This window comes from Candidatus Paralachnospira sp. LCP21S3_A2, from assembly GCF_052118925.1.
In the GTDB taxonomy this organism is placed as follows: domain Bacteria; phylum Bacillota; class Clostridia; order Lachnospirales; family Lachnospiraceae; genus Lientehia.
Genome location: NZ_JBQKGG010000007.1, coordinates 103,925 through 117,656, shown reverse-complemented (window position 1 = coordinate 117,656; position 13,732 = coordinate 103,925). Strand labels below are relative to the sequence as shown.

Annotated in this window: 22 protein-coding genes; all 22 read left to right on the top strand. The window is 51.1% G+C overall.

Features of this window, described 5'->3' with window-relative positions:
• The coding region (locus ACTQ3K_RS07425; RefSeq protein ID WP_441566674.1) for a BMC domain-containing protein at nucleotides 1-226 on the top strand (226 nt) is incomplete at its 5' end.
• 94 nt (nucleotides 227-320) lie between these two features.
• The gene (gene eutM, locus ACTQ3K_RS07420) at nucleotides 321-605 is read left to right on the top strand and encodes an ethanolamine utilization microcompartment protein EutM (protein WP_441566672.1); all 285 of its coding nucleotides are present in this window, start codon (nucleotides 321-323) and stop codon (nucleotides 603-605) included.
• Nucleotides 606-696: 91 nt separating this feature from the next.
• Nucleotides 697-1,515 (top strand): ATP-binding protein, encoded by an 819-nt coding sequence (locus tag ACTQ3K_RS07415; protein ID WP_441566670.1) that lies wholly within the window; start codon nucleotides 697-699, stop codon nucleotides 1,513-1,515.
• Nucleotides 1,516-1,528: 13 nt separating this feature from the next.
• A complete protein-coding gene (gene pduL, locus ACTQ3K_RS07410; RefSeq protein WP_441566669.1) occupies nucleotides 1,529-2,143 on the top strand; it encodes a phosphate propanoyltransferase in 615 nt (204 codons plus the stop codon).
• Between the two features lie 22 nt (nucleotides 2,144-2,165).
• Nucleotides 2,166-2,990, top strand: coding sequence for an ethanolamine utilization protein EutJ (gene eutJ, locus ACTQ3K_RS07405; RefSeq protein WP_441566667.1), 825 nt, complete (start codon nucleotides 2,166-2,168; stop codon nucleotides 2,988-2,990).
• A gap of 70 nt (nucleotides 2,991-3,060) precedes the next feature.
• Complete coding sequence (locus tag ACTQ3K_RS07400) at nucleotides 3,061-3,336, top strand: EutN/CcmL family microcompartment protein (protein WP_441566665.1); 276 nt, start codon at nucleotides 3,061-3,063, stop codon at nucleotides 3,334-3,336.
• Between the two features lie 25 nt (nucleotides 3,337-3,361).
• A complete protein-coding gene (locus tag ACTQ3K_RS07395; RefSeq protein ID WP_441566664.1) occupies nucleotides 3,362-4,612 on the top strand; it encodes an ethanolamine utilization protein EutH in 1,251 nt (416 codons plus the stop codon).
• A gap of 61 nt (nucleotides 4,613-4,673) precedes the next feature.
• Nucleotides 4,674-5,108, top strand: a complete 435-nt coding sequence (locus tag ACTQ3K_RS07390; protein WP_441566662.1) for a cupin domain-containing protein — start codon at nucleotides 4,674-4,676, stop codon at nucleotides 5,106-5,108.
• 65 nt (nucleotides 5,109-5,173) lie between these two features.
• A complete protein-coding gene (locus ACTQ3K_RS07385) occupies nucleotides 5,174-5,938 on the top strand; it encodes an N-acetylmuramoyl-L-alanine amidase family protein (protein WP_441566660.1) in 765 nt (254 codons plus the stop codon).
• 84 nt (nucleotides 5,939-6,022) lie between these two features.
• Nucleotides 6,023-6,280, top strand: a complete 258-nt coding sequence (locus ACTQ3K_RS07380; protein ID WP_441566658.1) for a prevent-host-death protein — start codon at nucleotides 6,023-6,025, stop codon at nucleotides 6,278-6,280.
• A gap of 2 nt (nucleotides 6,281-6,282) precedes the next feature.
• Nucleotides 6,283-6,633, top strand: a complete 351-nt coding sequence (locus ACTQ3K_RS07375; RefSeq protein ID WP_441566656.1) for a type II toxin-antitoxin system RelE/ParE family toxin — start codon at nucleotides 6,283-6,285, stop codon at nucleotides 6,631-6,633.
• A gap of 134 nt (nucleotides 6,634-6,767) precedes the next feature.
• Nucleotides 6,768-7,826 carry an L-threonylcarbamoyladenylate synthase gene (locus ACTQ3K_RS07370; protein ID WP_441566684.1) on the top strand — a complete coding sequence of 353 codons (1,059 nt, stop codon included), beginning with the start codon at nucleotides 6,768-6,770 and terminating at the stop codon, nucleotides 7,824-7,826.
• 4 nt (nucleotides 7,827-7,830) lie between these two features.
• Nucleotides 7,831-8,283 (top strand): arsenate reductase/protein-tyrosine-phosphatase family protein, encoded by a 453-nt coding sequence (locus ACTQ3K_RS07365; RefSeq protein ID WP_441566654.1) that lies wholly within the window; start codon nucleotides 7,831-7,833, stop codon nucleotides 8,281-8,283.
• Between the two features lie 4 nt (nucleotides 8,284-8,287).
• The gene (gene rpiB, locus ACTQ3K_RS07360; RefSeq protein WP_441566652.1) at nucleotides 8,288-8,716 is read left to right on the top strand and encodes a ribose 5-phosphate isomerase B; all 429 of its coding nucleotides are present in this window, start codon (nucleotides 8,288-8,290) and stop codon (nucleotides 8,714-8,716) included.
• 16 nt (nucleotides 8,717-8,732) lie between these two features.
• A complete protein-coding gene (locus ACTQ3K_RS07355; RefSeq protein ID WP_441566651.1) occupies nucleotides 8,733-9,221 on the top strand; it encodes a deoxycytidylate deaminase in 489 nt (162 codons plus the stop codon).
• 89 nt (nucleotides 9,222-9,310) lie between these two features.
• Complete coding sequence (locus tag ACTQ3K_RS07350; RefSeq protein WP_441566649.1) at nucleotides 9,311-9,610, top strand: AtpZ/AtpI family protein; 300 nt, start codon at nucleotides 9,311-9,313, stop codon at nucleotides 9,608-9,610.
• Nucleotides 9,603-10,016 (top strand): ATP synthase subunit I, encoded by a 414-nt coding sequence (locus tag ACTQ3K_RS07345; protein WP_441566648.1) that lies wholly within the window; start codon nucleotides 9,603-9,605, stop codon nucleotides 10,014-10,016. Before ACTQ3K_RS07350 ends, ACTQ3K_RS07345 begins: the two co-directional genes overlap by 8 nt.
• Nucleotides 10,017-10,052: 36 nt before the next feature.
• Nucleotides 10,053-10,748 carry a F0F1 ATP synthase subunit A gene (atpB, locus tag ACTQ3K_RS07340; RefSeq protein ID WP_441566646.1) on the top strand — a complete coding sequence of 232 codons (696 nt, stop codon included), beginning with the start codon at nucleotides 10,053-10,055 and terminating at the stop codon, nucleotides 10,746-10,748.
• 54 nt (nucleotides 10,749-10,802) lie between these two features.
• Nucleotides 10,803-11,054: an ATP synthase F0 subunit C gene (atpE, locus tag ACTQ3K_RS07335; RefSeq protein ID WP_441566644.1), complete on the top strand. Its 252-nt coding sequence runs from the start codon at nucleotides 10,803-10,805 to the stop codon at nucleotides 11,052-11,054.
• 36 nt (nucleotides 11,055-11,090) lie between these two features.
• Complete coding sequence (atpF, locus tag ACTQ3K_RS07330; protein ID WP_441566642.1) at nucleotides 11,091-11,654, top strand: F0F1 ATP synthase subunit B; 564 nt, start codon at nucleotides 11,091-11,093, stop codon at nucleotides 11,652-11,654.
• Entirely contained in the window at nucleotides 11,642-12,190 is a 549-nt protein-coding gene (locus ACTQ3K_RS07325; RefSeq protein ID WP_441566640.1) for a F0F1 ATP synthase subunit delta, read from the top strand. The genes atpF and ACTQ3K_RS07325 overlap by 13 nt, the downstream gene beginning before the upstream one ends.
• 29 nt (nucleotides 12,191-12,219) lie before the next feature.
• Nucleotides 12,220-13,731, top strand: coding sequence for a F0F1 ATP synthase subunit alpha (gene atpA / locus ACTQ3K_RS07320; RefSeq protein WP_441566638.1), 1,512 nt, complete (start codon nucleotides 12,220-12,222; stop codon nucleotides 13,729-13,731).
• Nucleotide 13,732: the final 1 nt, after the last annotated feature.

The window sequence follows — 13,732 nt, the reverse complement described above, 5'->3', positions numbered from 1 at the left end:
AGCAGATGCAATGGTAAAGGCAGCAAACGTAACGCTGATCGGGAAGGAGCACGTAGGAGGCGGACTTGTAACCGTTATGGTAAGAGGAGACGTAGGTGCGGTAAAGGCAGCAACCGATGCAGGCGCAGCGGCAGCAGAGCGCGTAGGTGAGCTGATATCGATTCATGTGATCCCCAGACCTCATGAGGAGGTTGAGGCGATCCTGCCTTCTCTGAACCGAGAATAAGAATCGACTGGGATTCATGGAAACGGATGCTGATAAAGCGAGCACGATAAGAAACCAGACCGGAACTGTAAGAATTATGAAGGAGGAAACAGATATGGCAGCACAGCAGGCACTTGGAATGATCGAAACAAAAGGACTTGTTGCTTCCATCGAGGCAGCAGATGCAATGGTAAAGGCAGCAAACGTAACGCTGATCGGGAAGGAGCACGTAGGAGGCGGACTTGTAACCGTTATGGTAAGAGGAGACGTAGGTGCGGTAAAGGCAGCGACTGATGCAGGCGCAGCGGCAGCAGAGCGCGTAGGCGAGCTGGTATCGATTCATGTGATTCCCAGACCTCATGAGGAGGTTGAGGCAATCCTGCCTTCTCTGAACCGGTAATCATTCTGCACAGCGAAATCGAGCTGGGTGCTGAAACATGATTATGATTTATGGAACCGCAAAAACGAAGAGAAGGAGGCAGTGAAGGATCATGAAGGTGATTACAGAAGCAGTACTCCGCAATGAACTGCGGGCGGAGATTCCGGAAACGTATACGATTCCGGAGGGAAAGATCTTATCGCCTGCCGCCAGAGAATATCTTCAGCAGTGTAAGGTGAAAATCCTTGACGGAAGGAAAAGGGCAGCCGCTCCTGCACCCGTAGAGAAGGCGGTGGAGGAACCGGCCGATGCTTCGAAGCGTGAGCAGCCTGTGAACAGCGAAACGTCTGATGGAGCTATACCGGTAAAGCCGAAATACCAGGATTTTGAGACCGGGGCGTATTATTTTGAGAAGCCGGAGCATATGACTCAGCTTTTTGGAAATTATCTTGTAGTAAAGGATCACAGGCGGATCTATTTCCGTGGAAAACTGGACAGTCTGGAAAGCCTGTTCATCGTCAACCAGACGATCCTGGAGGAGATGGGTGAGCCGAAGACGCTGGTAGATGATCTTCAGGACGTTCTGGCAAGTATCCGTGAGATCATGCGCTGTGATGTCCTGGACGAGCCGTTCCGGCGAGATTACATGATCGGTCTCAGCCATAAGGAGCTGCGGGAGCATTCTCACAATCCGATGAAGTATTATAAGGTTAAGCAGATGCTTCTTCCGGATCATACCCTGGGAAAGGCATATGCCCTGTTAAACCAGCTTCGGAGCGCGGTGCGTGAGACCGAGGTGGCAGCGGCGACCGCCTTCCATGAAGGAAAGAGTTATACCAGGGAGGATATTATCGAGGAGCTGAACCGAATGTCCAGTGCCATGCATATCCTGATGTGCAAGTATCTGGCAGGCGAATACAAAACAGATTAAAGAGGTATAAAGCATGAAACAGCTCATAGAAAAGGTTCTGGATGCGCTGACAGATGCCGGTCTTGTTGAGGTTGAGGTTTCGGCAAGACATGTTCATCTGACACAGGAGGATCTGGAGCGCCTGTTTGGGAAAGGGGCAAAGCTTCATCCGAAGCGTCCGCTTTCCCAGCCGGGACAGTTTCTCAGTGAGGAACGGGTAACGATCCGCGGACCGAAGGGAGAAAAGACCCGTGTGGCCGTTCTTGGACCGGTGAGGAAAGCAACTCAGGTGGAGCTTTCCAGGAGCGACTGTGTGGCACTTGGCGTAAAGGCTCCCATCCGGGAATCGGGGGATGTAAAAGGCTCCGCACCCATGACGATCGTGGGACCGGAGGGGACCATCGAGATTTCGGAGGGAACCATCATCGCCCACAACCACATTCATGTTCCTGAGGAGACCGCAAAACGACTGGGACTGGCAGACAAGGAGCGGGTAAGCGTCCGGGTTCTGACAGACCGGCCGGTGGTGTTTGAGGATGTGATCATTCGTGTCAGCGACAGGTTTACATTTAAGATGCATGTGGATTTTGACGAGGCGAATGCAGCGGAGGTAAGCGGGTTTACACTGGGACAGATTATCCGCCATTAAGAAACAGACAAGGGGAGTTACTATGGATATCAAAGCAGTGGAAGCATTCATGAAACAGGTAGGAGAGTCCGAAACAAAGACCTTTCCCCATAAGGGCAGGTTAAAGACCGGACTGGATCTGGGAACTGCCTACATCGTTTTAGTAGTTCTGGACGAAGAAAATCGTCCGGTAGCCTGTGAGAAGCAGGCGGCCAGAGTTCTGCGGGACGGTGTGGTGGTCGATTATTCCGGCGCGCTGAGGATTGTAAAAGAGCTGAAGGAAAAGCTGGAAGAACGGCTGGGGCAGGAGCTTGTCGAGTGCGCCATTGCCATGCCCGCCGGTACGGAGAGCAGCATAAAGACCCATCAGTATGTGGCAGAGGGAGCGGGGTTTGAGGTTACGGCAGTCCTCGATGAGCCTTCTTCCGCCAACGCGGTCTACAAGATCGACAACGGCGTGATTGTTGATGTGGGCGGCGGAACGACGGGGCTTGCGGTGATTCATGACGGAAGAGTGGTACAGGTAGAGGACGAACCCACCGGGGGAACGCACCTCTCCCTGGTACTGGCTGGCAATTACCATATTCCCTTTGAAGAGGCGGAGCAGATTAAGCAGGATTACAGCCGGCATAAGGAAATTCTTCCGGTGCTGAAGCCGGTCGCGGAAAAGATTGCTTCGATCATTCGCCGCTATGTAAGCGGAAAGGATGTGGATACGATCTACCTGTGCGGCGGAACCTGCTGTTTGACCGGCATTGAGAAGATTATTGAAAAGGAAACCGGAATCCGGACAATCAAACCGGAGAATCCGTTCCTTGTGACTCCGGCCGGGATTGCCATGAACTGTGTCCTGGAACCGGAGAGATAGGAATGACTGGTAAAGGCAGGATCGGCATAAGTACGATTGCAGCGGAAAATGAGAGAAAGGGCGGAGAACCATGAAAACAGGAAAAGTGATTGGAAATATCTGGGCAACAAGGAAGGAAGAGAAACTTGCAGGCCTGAAGCTCCTGGTGGTTCAGCCTATCAATCTCCTGAATGAAGCACCCATTGAGACGCCTATCGTGGCTGCCGATATCATCGGGGCCGGTGTCGGAGAAAAGGTGCTTTATGTCGGCGGAAGCTCTGCGCGTGGCGCAGCCGGAAGCATGGATATTCCGGTTGACGCTACCATCGTGGGGATCGTAGACAATCAGGAGATCGTGGACGTATAAAAATAACAGAGACAGGAGGAGGAATATGTTTCAGGAATTGCTTGATAATCTTACAAACATGGATGTCCTGACAGGGAGCTTGAAGGAGTGGATTTCTAATCTTTCCATCAATTCAGTCATCATGTTTATTATGATGATTTTTATGATCGTAGGTGCGATTGACAAGATCCGTGGAAACAAACACGGATATGGTGAAAAGTTTGAAGAGGGATTTAATGCCATGGGGCCTCTGGCGCTGGCAATGGCAGGCGTTGTGGCAGCAGCACCGGTTTTGGCGATTATCTTAAAGCCGATTATCGTTCCAATCTATGAGCTGCTGGGCGCTGATCCCTCCATGTTTGCAACGACATTGCTGGCATGCGACATGGGCGGTTATCCGCTGGCCATGGAGCTTGCTTCCAATCAGGCAGTCGGAAACTATGCCGGCCTGATTCTCGGAACCATGATGGGACCGACCCTGGTATTTACCATTCCCGTTGCGCTGTCGATCATTAAAAAGAAAGACCGGCCGTATCTCGGTGCAGGTGTTCTTGCCGGTATGATCACGATTCCCATCGGCTGTATCGTCGGAGGTCTTGTCATGAACATGACCCAGTACAAGATCGGTATGGGGACAATCCTTGTAAACCTGATTCCGGTTATCATTATTGCGGGTCTTATTGTTCTCGGCCTCTGGTTCAAGCCCGGAAAGATGATTAACGGCTTCAATAAATTCGGTACCGGTGTTACGGTGGTAATTACGATTCTTACCATGATCGCAGTATTTGAGTATCAGACCAAAATCAAGCTTCCGTTATTCAATCTTATGGTAGAGCCTGACGCAGCCGGAACAATCCCGTTGGAGTCCGGACTTTTAACCTGCGGACAGATTGCCATTGTCCTGATCGGCGCATTCCCCATGGTACTGTGGATCACAAGAACCTTCGGAAAAGCACTGAACGCACTGGGAAGAAGGTTTGGCATGGACGAGAATGGCTCTGCCGGTCTTGTCGCAACCCTGGCAAATAACATCGCTATGTTCAACATCATGGATCAGATGAATGCGAAGGGCAAGCTGCTCAACGTGGCATTTGCAGTAAGTGCGGCATTCGTATTCGGTGATCATCTTGGATTTACCGCAGGTGTAAACTCTGAAATGATTTTCCCGGTTATCGTCGGCAAGCTGGTGGCAGGTATCACCGCACTGCTTCTTGCAAACCTTCTTTCCCCCAAGCTGCTCTCCAAGGTAGAGGCGGTTGTCGAAAAAGAGGATAAGGACGGCAGGGAAGAGGCGTAAACAGACAGAAACAGATAAAAACAGACAGAAACAGATCGAAACAGGCAGAAAGGAGAATGACATGAATGTAAGTGAAGAGCTGATCCAGCAGGTCATTCAGAAGGTTCTTGAGGAGTCCGCGCAGGCAGGCCCCGCAAAAGAGAGCTTTGAAAAACAGAAGGATCCCAGCGGAATCATTAAGATCAGGACGGATACCGTGAAGTGTGAGCCGTTCAAACAGGACGGCGTGGCGCTGAAGGATGTGGTGACACTGGAAGAAGCCCCCAGAATGGGCTGCGGCATCATGGAGCTGGATCATACAAGCTTTGAGTGGACTCTGACCTATGATGAATATGATATGGTAATTGATGGCGTGCTGGAGATCGAGATCGACGGCCGTGTGGTGACCGGAAATCCCGGAGATATTATTTATATTCCGAAGGATTCCCATATCCATTTCCAGACACCTGCGAAGACGAGATATGCATACTTTGTTTATCCCGCAGACTGGCAGTAGGCTGTCATACCCCCCAAACGCTTCGGCATATGATGAAAAAACGAAGCATTTGGGGGACTTTTTTTATGAAGCGGCATATGGAACTGCTGATGGGAATTCTGCTTTTACTGGCAGTGTTCGCCTTCACCGGCCCGTTTCCCGTCTGGGAGATGGCCGGAAAACAGACAAACGGCATTCCTGTGGAAAACGGAAGAGAACAGGAGGCGGAAAACCGCGGAGAAACCGGAAACAGCAGAGCTTCGCAGACGGTTGTTGTGCTGGATGCGGGGCACGGCGGTTCCGATCCGGGGAAGATCGGTGTTTCCGGGACGAAGGAAAAGGATATCAATCGTTCTATTACCTGTAAAACGAAGGCGCTTCTGGAGAAGAACGGAATCACCGTGATACTCACGAGAGAGACAGATCAGGGGCTTTCCGATGCCTCCGCGAAAAACCAAAAGCTCTCGGATCTGGAAGAACGCTGCCGGATCATCAACGAAAGCGGAGCGGCCTTTGCCGTAAGTATCCATCAGAACAGCTACAGCGATCCGTCTGTCCGCGGCTCCCAGGTTTTTTATTACAAAAGCTCCGCAGAAGGGAAAAAGCTGGCAGAGGCGCTCCAGACCGTGTTCAACGATACCATCAGCCGGGAGAAGAACCGCCGGATCAAGGAAAATACCTCCTACTATCTTCTCATTCATGTCAAATGCCCCATTGTCATCGCCGAGTGCGGGTTTCTGAGCAATCCGGACGAAGAACAGAAGCTGTCCGACGAAGCGTATCAGGATCAGGTGGCAGAAGCACTGGCGAAGGGGATACTGGAGTATCTGGGGGAGGCAGCAGGGGAATAAAAGAAAATATGCTGATAAATTCACACGTGAATTTGTTGCTGTTTATGGAAATGGGGAGTACAATAAAGGAAAGGAGGAATGAATATGCCAAATATAAAACCAATTTCCGATCTGAGAAATTATACCGATGTATTAAAAGAAGTCGATAGCACAAGCCGGGTATACCTGACAAGAAACGGCCATGGTGAATATGGGATTCTTACGATGGAAGAAATTGACGAACTGGATCGCTGTAAAGCAGCTTATGCGCTTCTTCTGAAATTACAGAAAGCAGAAGAAAGAGCCGAAGCCGAGGGCTGGATCGATGCCGATGAGCTGGAAAAAGAACTGGGGGTAGGGTGAATTTGACCTATAAATTAAAATATTCTCCAAATGCCAGAGATAAACTGTCCGAATTAAAGCGACAGATCACTGGAATGTACGGACAGGAAACGGCCATAAAAGTTATATCCAGGATTACCGGTGGAATCAGAGGTCTCCAGGATCAGCCGAGAAAGGGAGTGTCTGTGGAGGCACTGCTGGGAGTTCCGACACCGTATCGCTGTCTCCATACAGGACGAAACTATGTATTTTACAGACTGGAGAACGATACCGTATATGTGACAGATATTTATGATGAACGGGAAAACTTCCTCTGGAAGCTTTTTCGGATTCCGCTGCGAACACAGGAAAATCCTGATTTCTGGGGAGAATAATATACAGGCGTCTGCTGCTCCGGATATAGCATTAAAAGTCTTGGAAAAAATACAGCTTCTTTCTCAAAATCTCCTTTCATCACGAAAATATCTCCTTTTCATTTTCTCTCCAAAATGTTATACTAGAAATTATGATGAAAACAAAAATTATACAAATCGATGAAAACAATATCAATAATGCTGCGGCGGAGGAAGCCGGAAGGATTCTGGCGGAGGGCGGTCTGGTGGCGTTCCCGACGGAAACCGTTTACGGGCTTGGCGCAGACGGCTTAAACGAGACGGCGGCAAAGCGGATTTATGCGGCCAAGGGACGTCCGTCGGATAACCCGTTGATCCTTCATATTACATCCATGGAAGAGCTGGTGCCGCTGGTGCGGGCGATCCCGGAGACAGCAAAAGCGCTGGCAGAGGCGTTCTGGCCCGGGCCCATGACCATGATCTTTCAGAAAAGTGACCTCGTTCCTTACGGAACGACCGGCGGTCTTGATACCGTGGCGGTACGGATGCCCAGCCACCCGGTGGCGCGGGCAGTGATAAAGGCGGCGGGAACGCCCATTGCGGCTCCCAGTGCCAACACCTCCGGACGGCCCAGTCCCACGAAGGCCTCCCATGTGGTTGAGGACATGGATGGAAAGATCGATATGATCGTAGATGGCGGCGAGGTGGGAATCGGTCTGGAGTCGACCATTATTGATGTGTCTGAGGATACGCCGACGATCCTACGGCCGGGGTATATTACAAAAGAAATGCTGGAACAGGTTATTGGCGGGGTGGCGCTTGACCGGGCGAGCCTGGGACAGATGGCGCCGGGGGTTCATCCGAAGGCACCGGGCATGAAATATCGCCATTATGCGCCGAAGGCAGAGCTGACGATTTACCGCGGAGGCGTTCCTGCGGCGGCAAGAGCCATAAACGAGGCGCTCCGGACGGCGGCCGCAGAGGGAAAGAGGGCCGGAGTGATCTGTACCGAGGAGTCTGCTGGGCTTTATGAGGCCCCGGTGAAGAAGATCATCGGAACAAGAACGCAGCCGGAGACCATTGCCCATAATTTATATGATGTGCTCCGGGCCTTTGATGAGGAGGCCGTGGACTGTATCTTTTCGGAGAGCTTTGATGACAGTCCCTTAAGCGGCGCGATCATGAACCGACTGACTAAGGCGGCAGGTCATCGGATTATAGAATGTCGGGAGTGAGGAGATGGGCAGGGTAAAAAAGGTTTTATTTGTCTGTACGGCCAATACCTGTCTCAGCAACATGGCGGCGGCAGTATTTGAGGGTGTTCGCGGAGGACGGGAGATCCAGGTAGCTTCCAGAGGCCTGGTGGTTCTGTTCCCGGAGCCCATTAACCAGAAAGCAGTGGCGATCTTAAAAAGCCATCAGCTGGAGCTTCTTGATGAAGCGGCAAGGCCTTTAACCCGCGAGGATCTGATCCCCGGAACGGTGATCTTAACCATGACCCGCGCGGAAAAACAGCAGGTGAAGGAATTGTTTCCGGAGAATCCCAATGTGTTTACCCTTCGGGAATTCACCGGGCAGGAGGGCGATATCACAGAGCCCATGGGCGGCAGTCTGGCCGACTACGGAGCCTGTTATGAGCATATAGACCTTTTGGTAAAGGTTGCGGCAGAAATTATTTTTAAGGAGGAGTAGAGACATGATAGCACTTGGCTGTGATCACGGCGGTTATGAATTAAAGCAGGAAGTGATCGCTTATCTGGAGAAAAACGGACTGGAATATAAGGACTTCGGCTGCTACAGCACCGAGGCCGTGGATTATCCGGTTTATGCAAAGCTGGTGGCGAAAGCCATTCAGAGCGGTGAATGTGAAAAGGGAATCCTGATCTGCGGTACCGGAATCGGAATCTCCATTACCGCAAATAAGTTTAAGGGAATCCGGGCGGCGCTCTGCTCCGACTGCTTCTCTGCGGAAGCGACAAGACTTCATAATGATGCAAACATCGTTGCCATGGGAGCACGCGTAGTCGGCCCCGGACTGGCGATCAAGATCATTGATACCTTTTTAAATACACCCTTCTCCGGCGAGGAACGCCATAAGAGAAGAATCGCACAGATCGAGGACTGAGTCCTCCGGAGGCAGTATGTCTGGAAAACGACAGGATTATATTTCGTGGGACGAGTATTTCATGGGCGTGGCAGAGCTTTCCGCTATGCGTTCCAAGGATCCGGGGACCCAGGTGGGCGCCTGTATCGTGAGCCAGGATAACAAGATCCTTTCCATGGGCTACAACGGCTTCCCCAAGGGCTGCCCTGATGATGAGTTCCCCTGGGAGCGGGAGGGCGCAGACCCCTATGAAACAAAGTATTTTTACAGCACCCACAGCGAGCTCAATGCCATTCTGAATTATCGCGGCGGCAGCCTGGAGGGAAGCAAGATCTATGTGACGCTGTTTCCCTGTAACGAATGTGCGAAGGCCATTATCCAGAGTGGTATTAAAACGATTATTTATGCAGATGATAAGTATGCAGATACAGCGGCCGTGCGTGCATCCAAGCGGATGCTTCGGTCGGCTGGAATTGAGATCGTCCGGTATCAGCGCTCGGGCAGAAGCTTGAATGTACAGGTATAACCAGTATATCAAATTGGTATGGCAATTGTCATAATTTGCCCATTGAACCGAAATTTTGATGGTGCTATAATCATTGGAATGGTGAAACCATGAAAAAAAATCACAGAGAGCTGGTCAAGGCGCTGGGCCTGGTGAGCCAGCTTGGTATTACCATGGTAACTCCGGTTGTCCTTTGCGTGGCGGTCGGAATCTGGATGGATCATAAGTTTTCCATTCATACGACCCTGATCTGGCTGATCCTGGGAGTCCTGGCGGGTGCGAGAAGCGCCTATCTCATGGCGAAAAAATTTGTGACGCCGGGAGAAGAGGAAACGCTGGAGCAGGAGCTGCGAAGCGAAACGCGCGGGGAAAAGGACAAGACGGAAAAAGGAGAGAAACGGGATGCTTAGACATACAGACCGGGTGGTGAAGGAGGTTCTTCTTGGGATTCTGCTCTGGGGAATCGTCGGAACCGTCGTGGTGCTGATCTTCTGGGGGCTTCGAGACGGGGTTCTTCCCGGCTTTCTTCTCGGAACCGCCATGGCGGCAGCTTATTTTCTTCATATGAGCATAACCCTGGAAACCTCCCTGGAATTGATGGAGGAAAGGGCTGCGAAAAACCATGCCATGCGTGCCTGGATCATCCGGGTGGCCGCCAGTGCGGTAATTTTTATTCTGGCCTGGAGATCCGGCTGGTTTCACATGCTGGCGATCCTGGCAGGCCTGTTTACCCTGAAGCTTGGGGTGTATGTATGGCCACTTATTCATAAGGCTTTCTGCCGTTTCGGGAAAAAGGATCCCGAGGCTGAAAGATAGATGCACAACCTACTTCAACGAGAAAGGGGTGAGAGCATGAGAATGATTTTATGTGAAGCGGATTTCGTGATTCACGGACTGGTGAGCTACCAGCTGTTCGGACATACGTTCTGGCTGACGACGACCCATGTCTCCTTGATCATTGTGACCGTGGTGCTTTTAATCTTTGCCTTTGCAGTCAATCGCTGCATGAAAAAGGCGAAGGAAGTTCCCACCGGATTCCAGAATGTGGCGGAGACCATTGTGGAGATGCTGGACAAAATGGTCAAAACAAATATGAAACAGCCGAAAAAATTCCTGAATTATCTGGGAACGCTGTTTTTGTTTATCCTGATCTGTAATCTGTCCGGTCTGCTGGGCCTTCGGGGGCCGACCGCGGATTATGGTGTCACACTTGGCTTGGGTCTGATCACGTTTTTCATGATCCAGTACAACGGGATCAAGTGCCAGGGCTTCGGCCTTGTCAAGAGCCTGTTTGAGCCGATTCCGCTGTTTTTCCCGATCAATCTGATCGGCGAGATCGCAACACCGATATCATTGTCATTGCGTCTGTTTGCCAATATGCTGGTTGGAACCATCATAATGGCATTGTGGTATGGAATCATACCGCTGGTAATTGCAAAGCTGGGTATTCCGGCGTTTCTGCACGCGTATCTGGATCTGTTTTCCGGCTGTATCCAGACCTATGTATTCTGCATGCTGACTATGGTTTATGTGGATGATAAGATGTAGAAAACGGGACCCGGAAGGTTATGAGAATCAACAAGACATGAAGGAGGATTTACTATGGGAATTTCAGGACAGGATTTAATTTATGCTTGCTCAGCTATTGGTGCAGGTCTTGCTATGATCGCCGGCATCGGACCTGGTGTCGGCCAGGGTATTGCAGCTGGACATGCGGCAGCAGCCGTTGGACGCAACCCCGGTGCGCTGAATGATATCAGATCTACGATGCTTCTTGGACAGGCAGTTGCCGAGACCACCGGTCTGTACGGTCTGGTCGTTGCGATCATTCTGATGTTCGTAAAGCCTTTCTAATAACAGAAACTGTATATTGCGAAAGGAGGCAGAACATTGGGAACCATAATGGCAGCAGGAAACATGCTGATCGCCAGCGGAGATTATGAAAAGATCCTCGGGCTGGATCCCCAGCTGATCCATGATGCGATTTTTCTCGGGATCAATATCTTTATCCTGTTTTTTGCCTTATCCTATCTGCTCTTCAACCCGGTTCGGAGTATGCTGGAAAAGCGTACCGAAAAGATCAAAGATGAACTGGAAAGCGCTGCTGCGGATCAGAAAACGGCAGCCGGCTTAAAGACCGAATACGAAGCAAAGTTAAAAACGGTCGATAAGGAGGCCGAAGCCATTCTTTCCGATGCGAGAAAGAAGGCGGCGAAGCGCCAGGAGGAGATCATCGAGGAGGCCAAGGCCGAGTCCGCACGGATCATCGAGCAGGCGGGCCGTGAGGCAGAGCTGGAGAAGAAGAAGGCTCTTGACGAGATGAAGCAGGAGATGATCGCCATTGCATCCATGATGGCAGGCAAGGCGGTCGCAGCGTCCATGAATGAGAAGACACAGAGTGAGCTGATCGACAGGACGTTAAAGGAAATAGGTGAGGAAACATGGCAAAGCTGATTTCAAAAATATACGGCGACGCATTGTTTGAGACCGCCCTGGACACCGGAAAGGTGGACGGGCTCTTTGAGGAAGCAGCATTTGTGAACAGGATTTTTGACGAAAATCCGGATCTGTTAAAACTGCTTCATCACCCGAATATTATCAAAGAAGAAAAGTTAAAGGTTATGGAATCTGTATTCGAGGGAAACGTGTCATCCGAAATGACAGGCTTCCTGCGGGTCGTCATTGAAAAGGACCGTGAGAGTGAGCTTCCGGCGATTCTTAACTGGTTTATTGACCGGGTAAAGGAATACAAGCATATCGGAAAAGCGTCTGTCACCTCGGCGTCTGAGCTTTCGGAGGACCAGAAGAAGCAGATCGAGAAGCGGCTGCTGGAGACAACGGAATATGAATCCATTGAGATGACCTTCTCCGTGGATGAAAGCCTGATCGGCGGACTGATGATCCGCATCGGTGACCGGGTCGTAGACAGCAGCATTAAGACAAAGCTGTATGAGATGAAGCGTGAGCTCATGAAAATACAGCTCGCCTGACTATCATAGAAAGAAGGTGCGAAAGCTCCATGAATTTAAGACCGGAAGAGATCAGCTCTGTGATCAAAGAGCAGATTGAGAGATATGCTTCCCGGCTGGAGGTGTCCGATGTGGGCACGGTGATCCAGGTTGCGGACGGCATCGCGCGTATTCACGGCCTTGAAAAAGCAATGCAGGGAGAGCTTCTGGAATTTCCCGGAGACGTATACGGCATGGTCCTGAACCTGGAGGAGGACAATGTCGGAGCTGTTCTTCTGGGTGACCAGAGAAATATTTCCGAAGGTGATACCGTAAAGACTACCGGAAGAGTAGTTGAGGTTCCCGTCGGAGACGCCATGCTGGGGCGTGTAGTCAATGCCCTGGGACAGCCTATTGACGGAAAGGGACCGATCCATACGGACAGATTCCGCCAGATCGAGCGTGTGGCGCCCGGTGTTATTTCAAGAAAATCCGTAGATACTCCCCTTCAGACCGGTATCAAGGCGATCGATGCCATGGTGCCCATCGGAAGAGGACAGAGAGAACTGATCATCGGTGACAGACAGACCGGAAAGACGGCTCTTGCCATCGATACAATCATCAATCAGAAGGGAAAGGGAGTCAACTGTATTTATGTTGCCATCGGCCAGAAGGCTTCTACCGTTGCGAGCATCGTGAGAACCCTGGAGGAATACCGGGCGATGGAATATACAACGGTCGTTGCGGCAACTGCCAGCGAACTGGCTCCTCTTCAGTATATTGCCCCTTATTCGGGCTGCGCCATCGGCGAAGAGTGGATGGAACAGGGAAAAGACGTACTGGTGGTATATGATGACTTGTCCAAGCATGCAACCGCTTACCGTACACTTTCCTTACTTCTCCGCAGACCGCCGGGACGTGAGGCATACCCCGGAGATGTTTTTTATCTTCATTCCAGACTGCTTGAGCGTGCGGCAAAGCTGTCGGATGAGCTGGGCGGCGGTTCTTTAACGGCGCTTCCCATCATCGAGACGCAGGCAGGCGATGTTTCTGCCTATATTCCGACCAATGTAATTTCCATTACAGACGGGCAGATCTATCTGGAAACCGAAATGTTCAACGCCGGCTTCCGTCCTGCCATCAACGCCGGACTTTCCGTATCACGAGTTGGCGGCGCTGCACAGATCAAGGCAATTAAGAAGATTTCCGCTCCGATCCGTGTAGAGCTGGCACAGTTCCGTGAGCTGGCAGCGTTCTCTCAGTTCGGTTCCGAGCTGGATGCAGATACGAAGGAGAAGCTGGCACAGGGCGAGCGGATCCGTGAGATCTTAAAGCAGCCTCAGTATCAGCCCATGGGCGTTGAGTACCAGGTTATCATTATTTTCGCGGCAACAAGAAAGTTCCTGCTGGACATTCCGGTTGATGCGGTACAGCGGTTTGAGAAAGAGCTCTTTGCATTCATTGATACCAAGTATCCGGAAATCCCCGAAGAGATCCGTACAAAGAAAGAGCTTTCCGATGAGCTGACGAAGAAGCTGACCGATGCTGTTACCGAGTTTAAGGGACAGTTTGATTTGAGGTGAT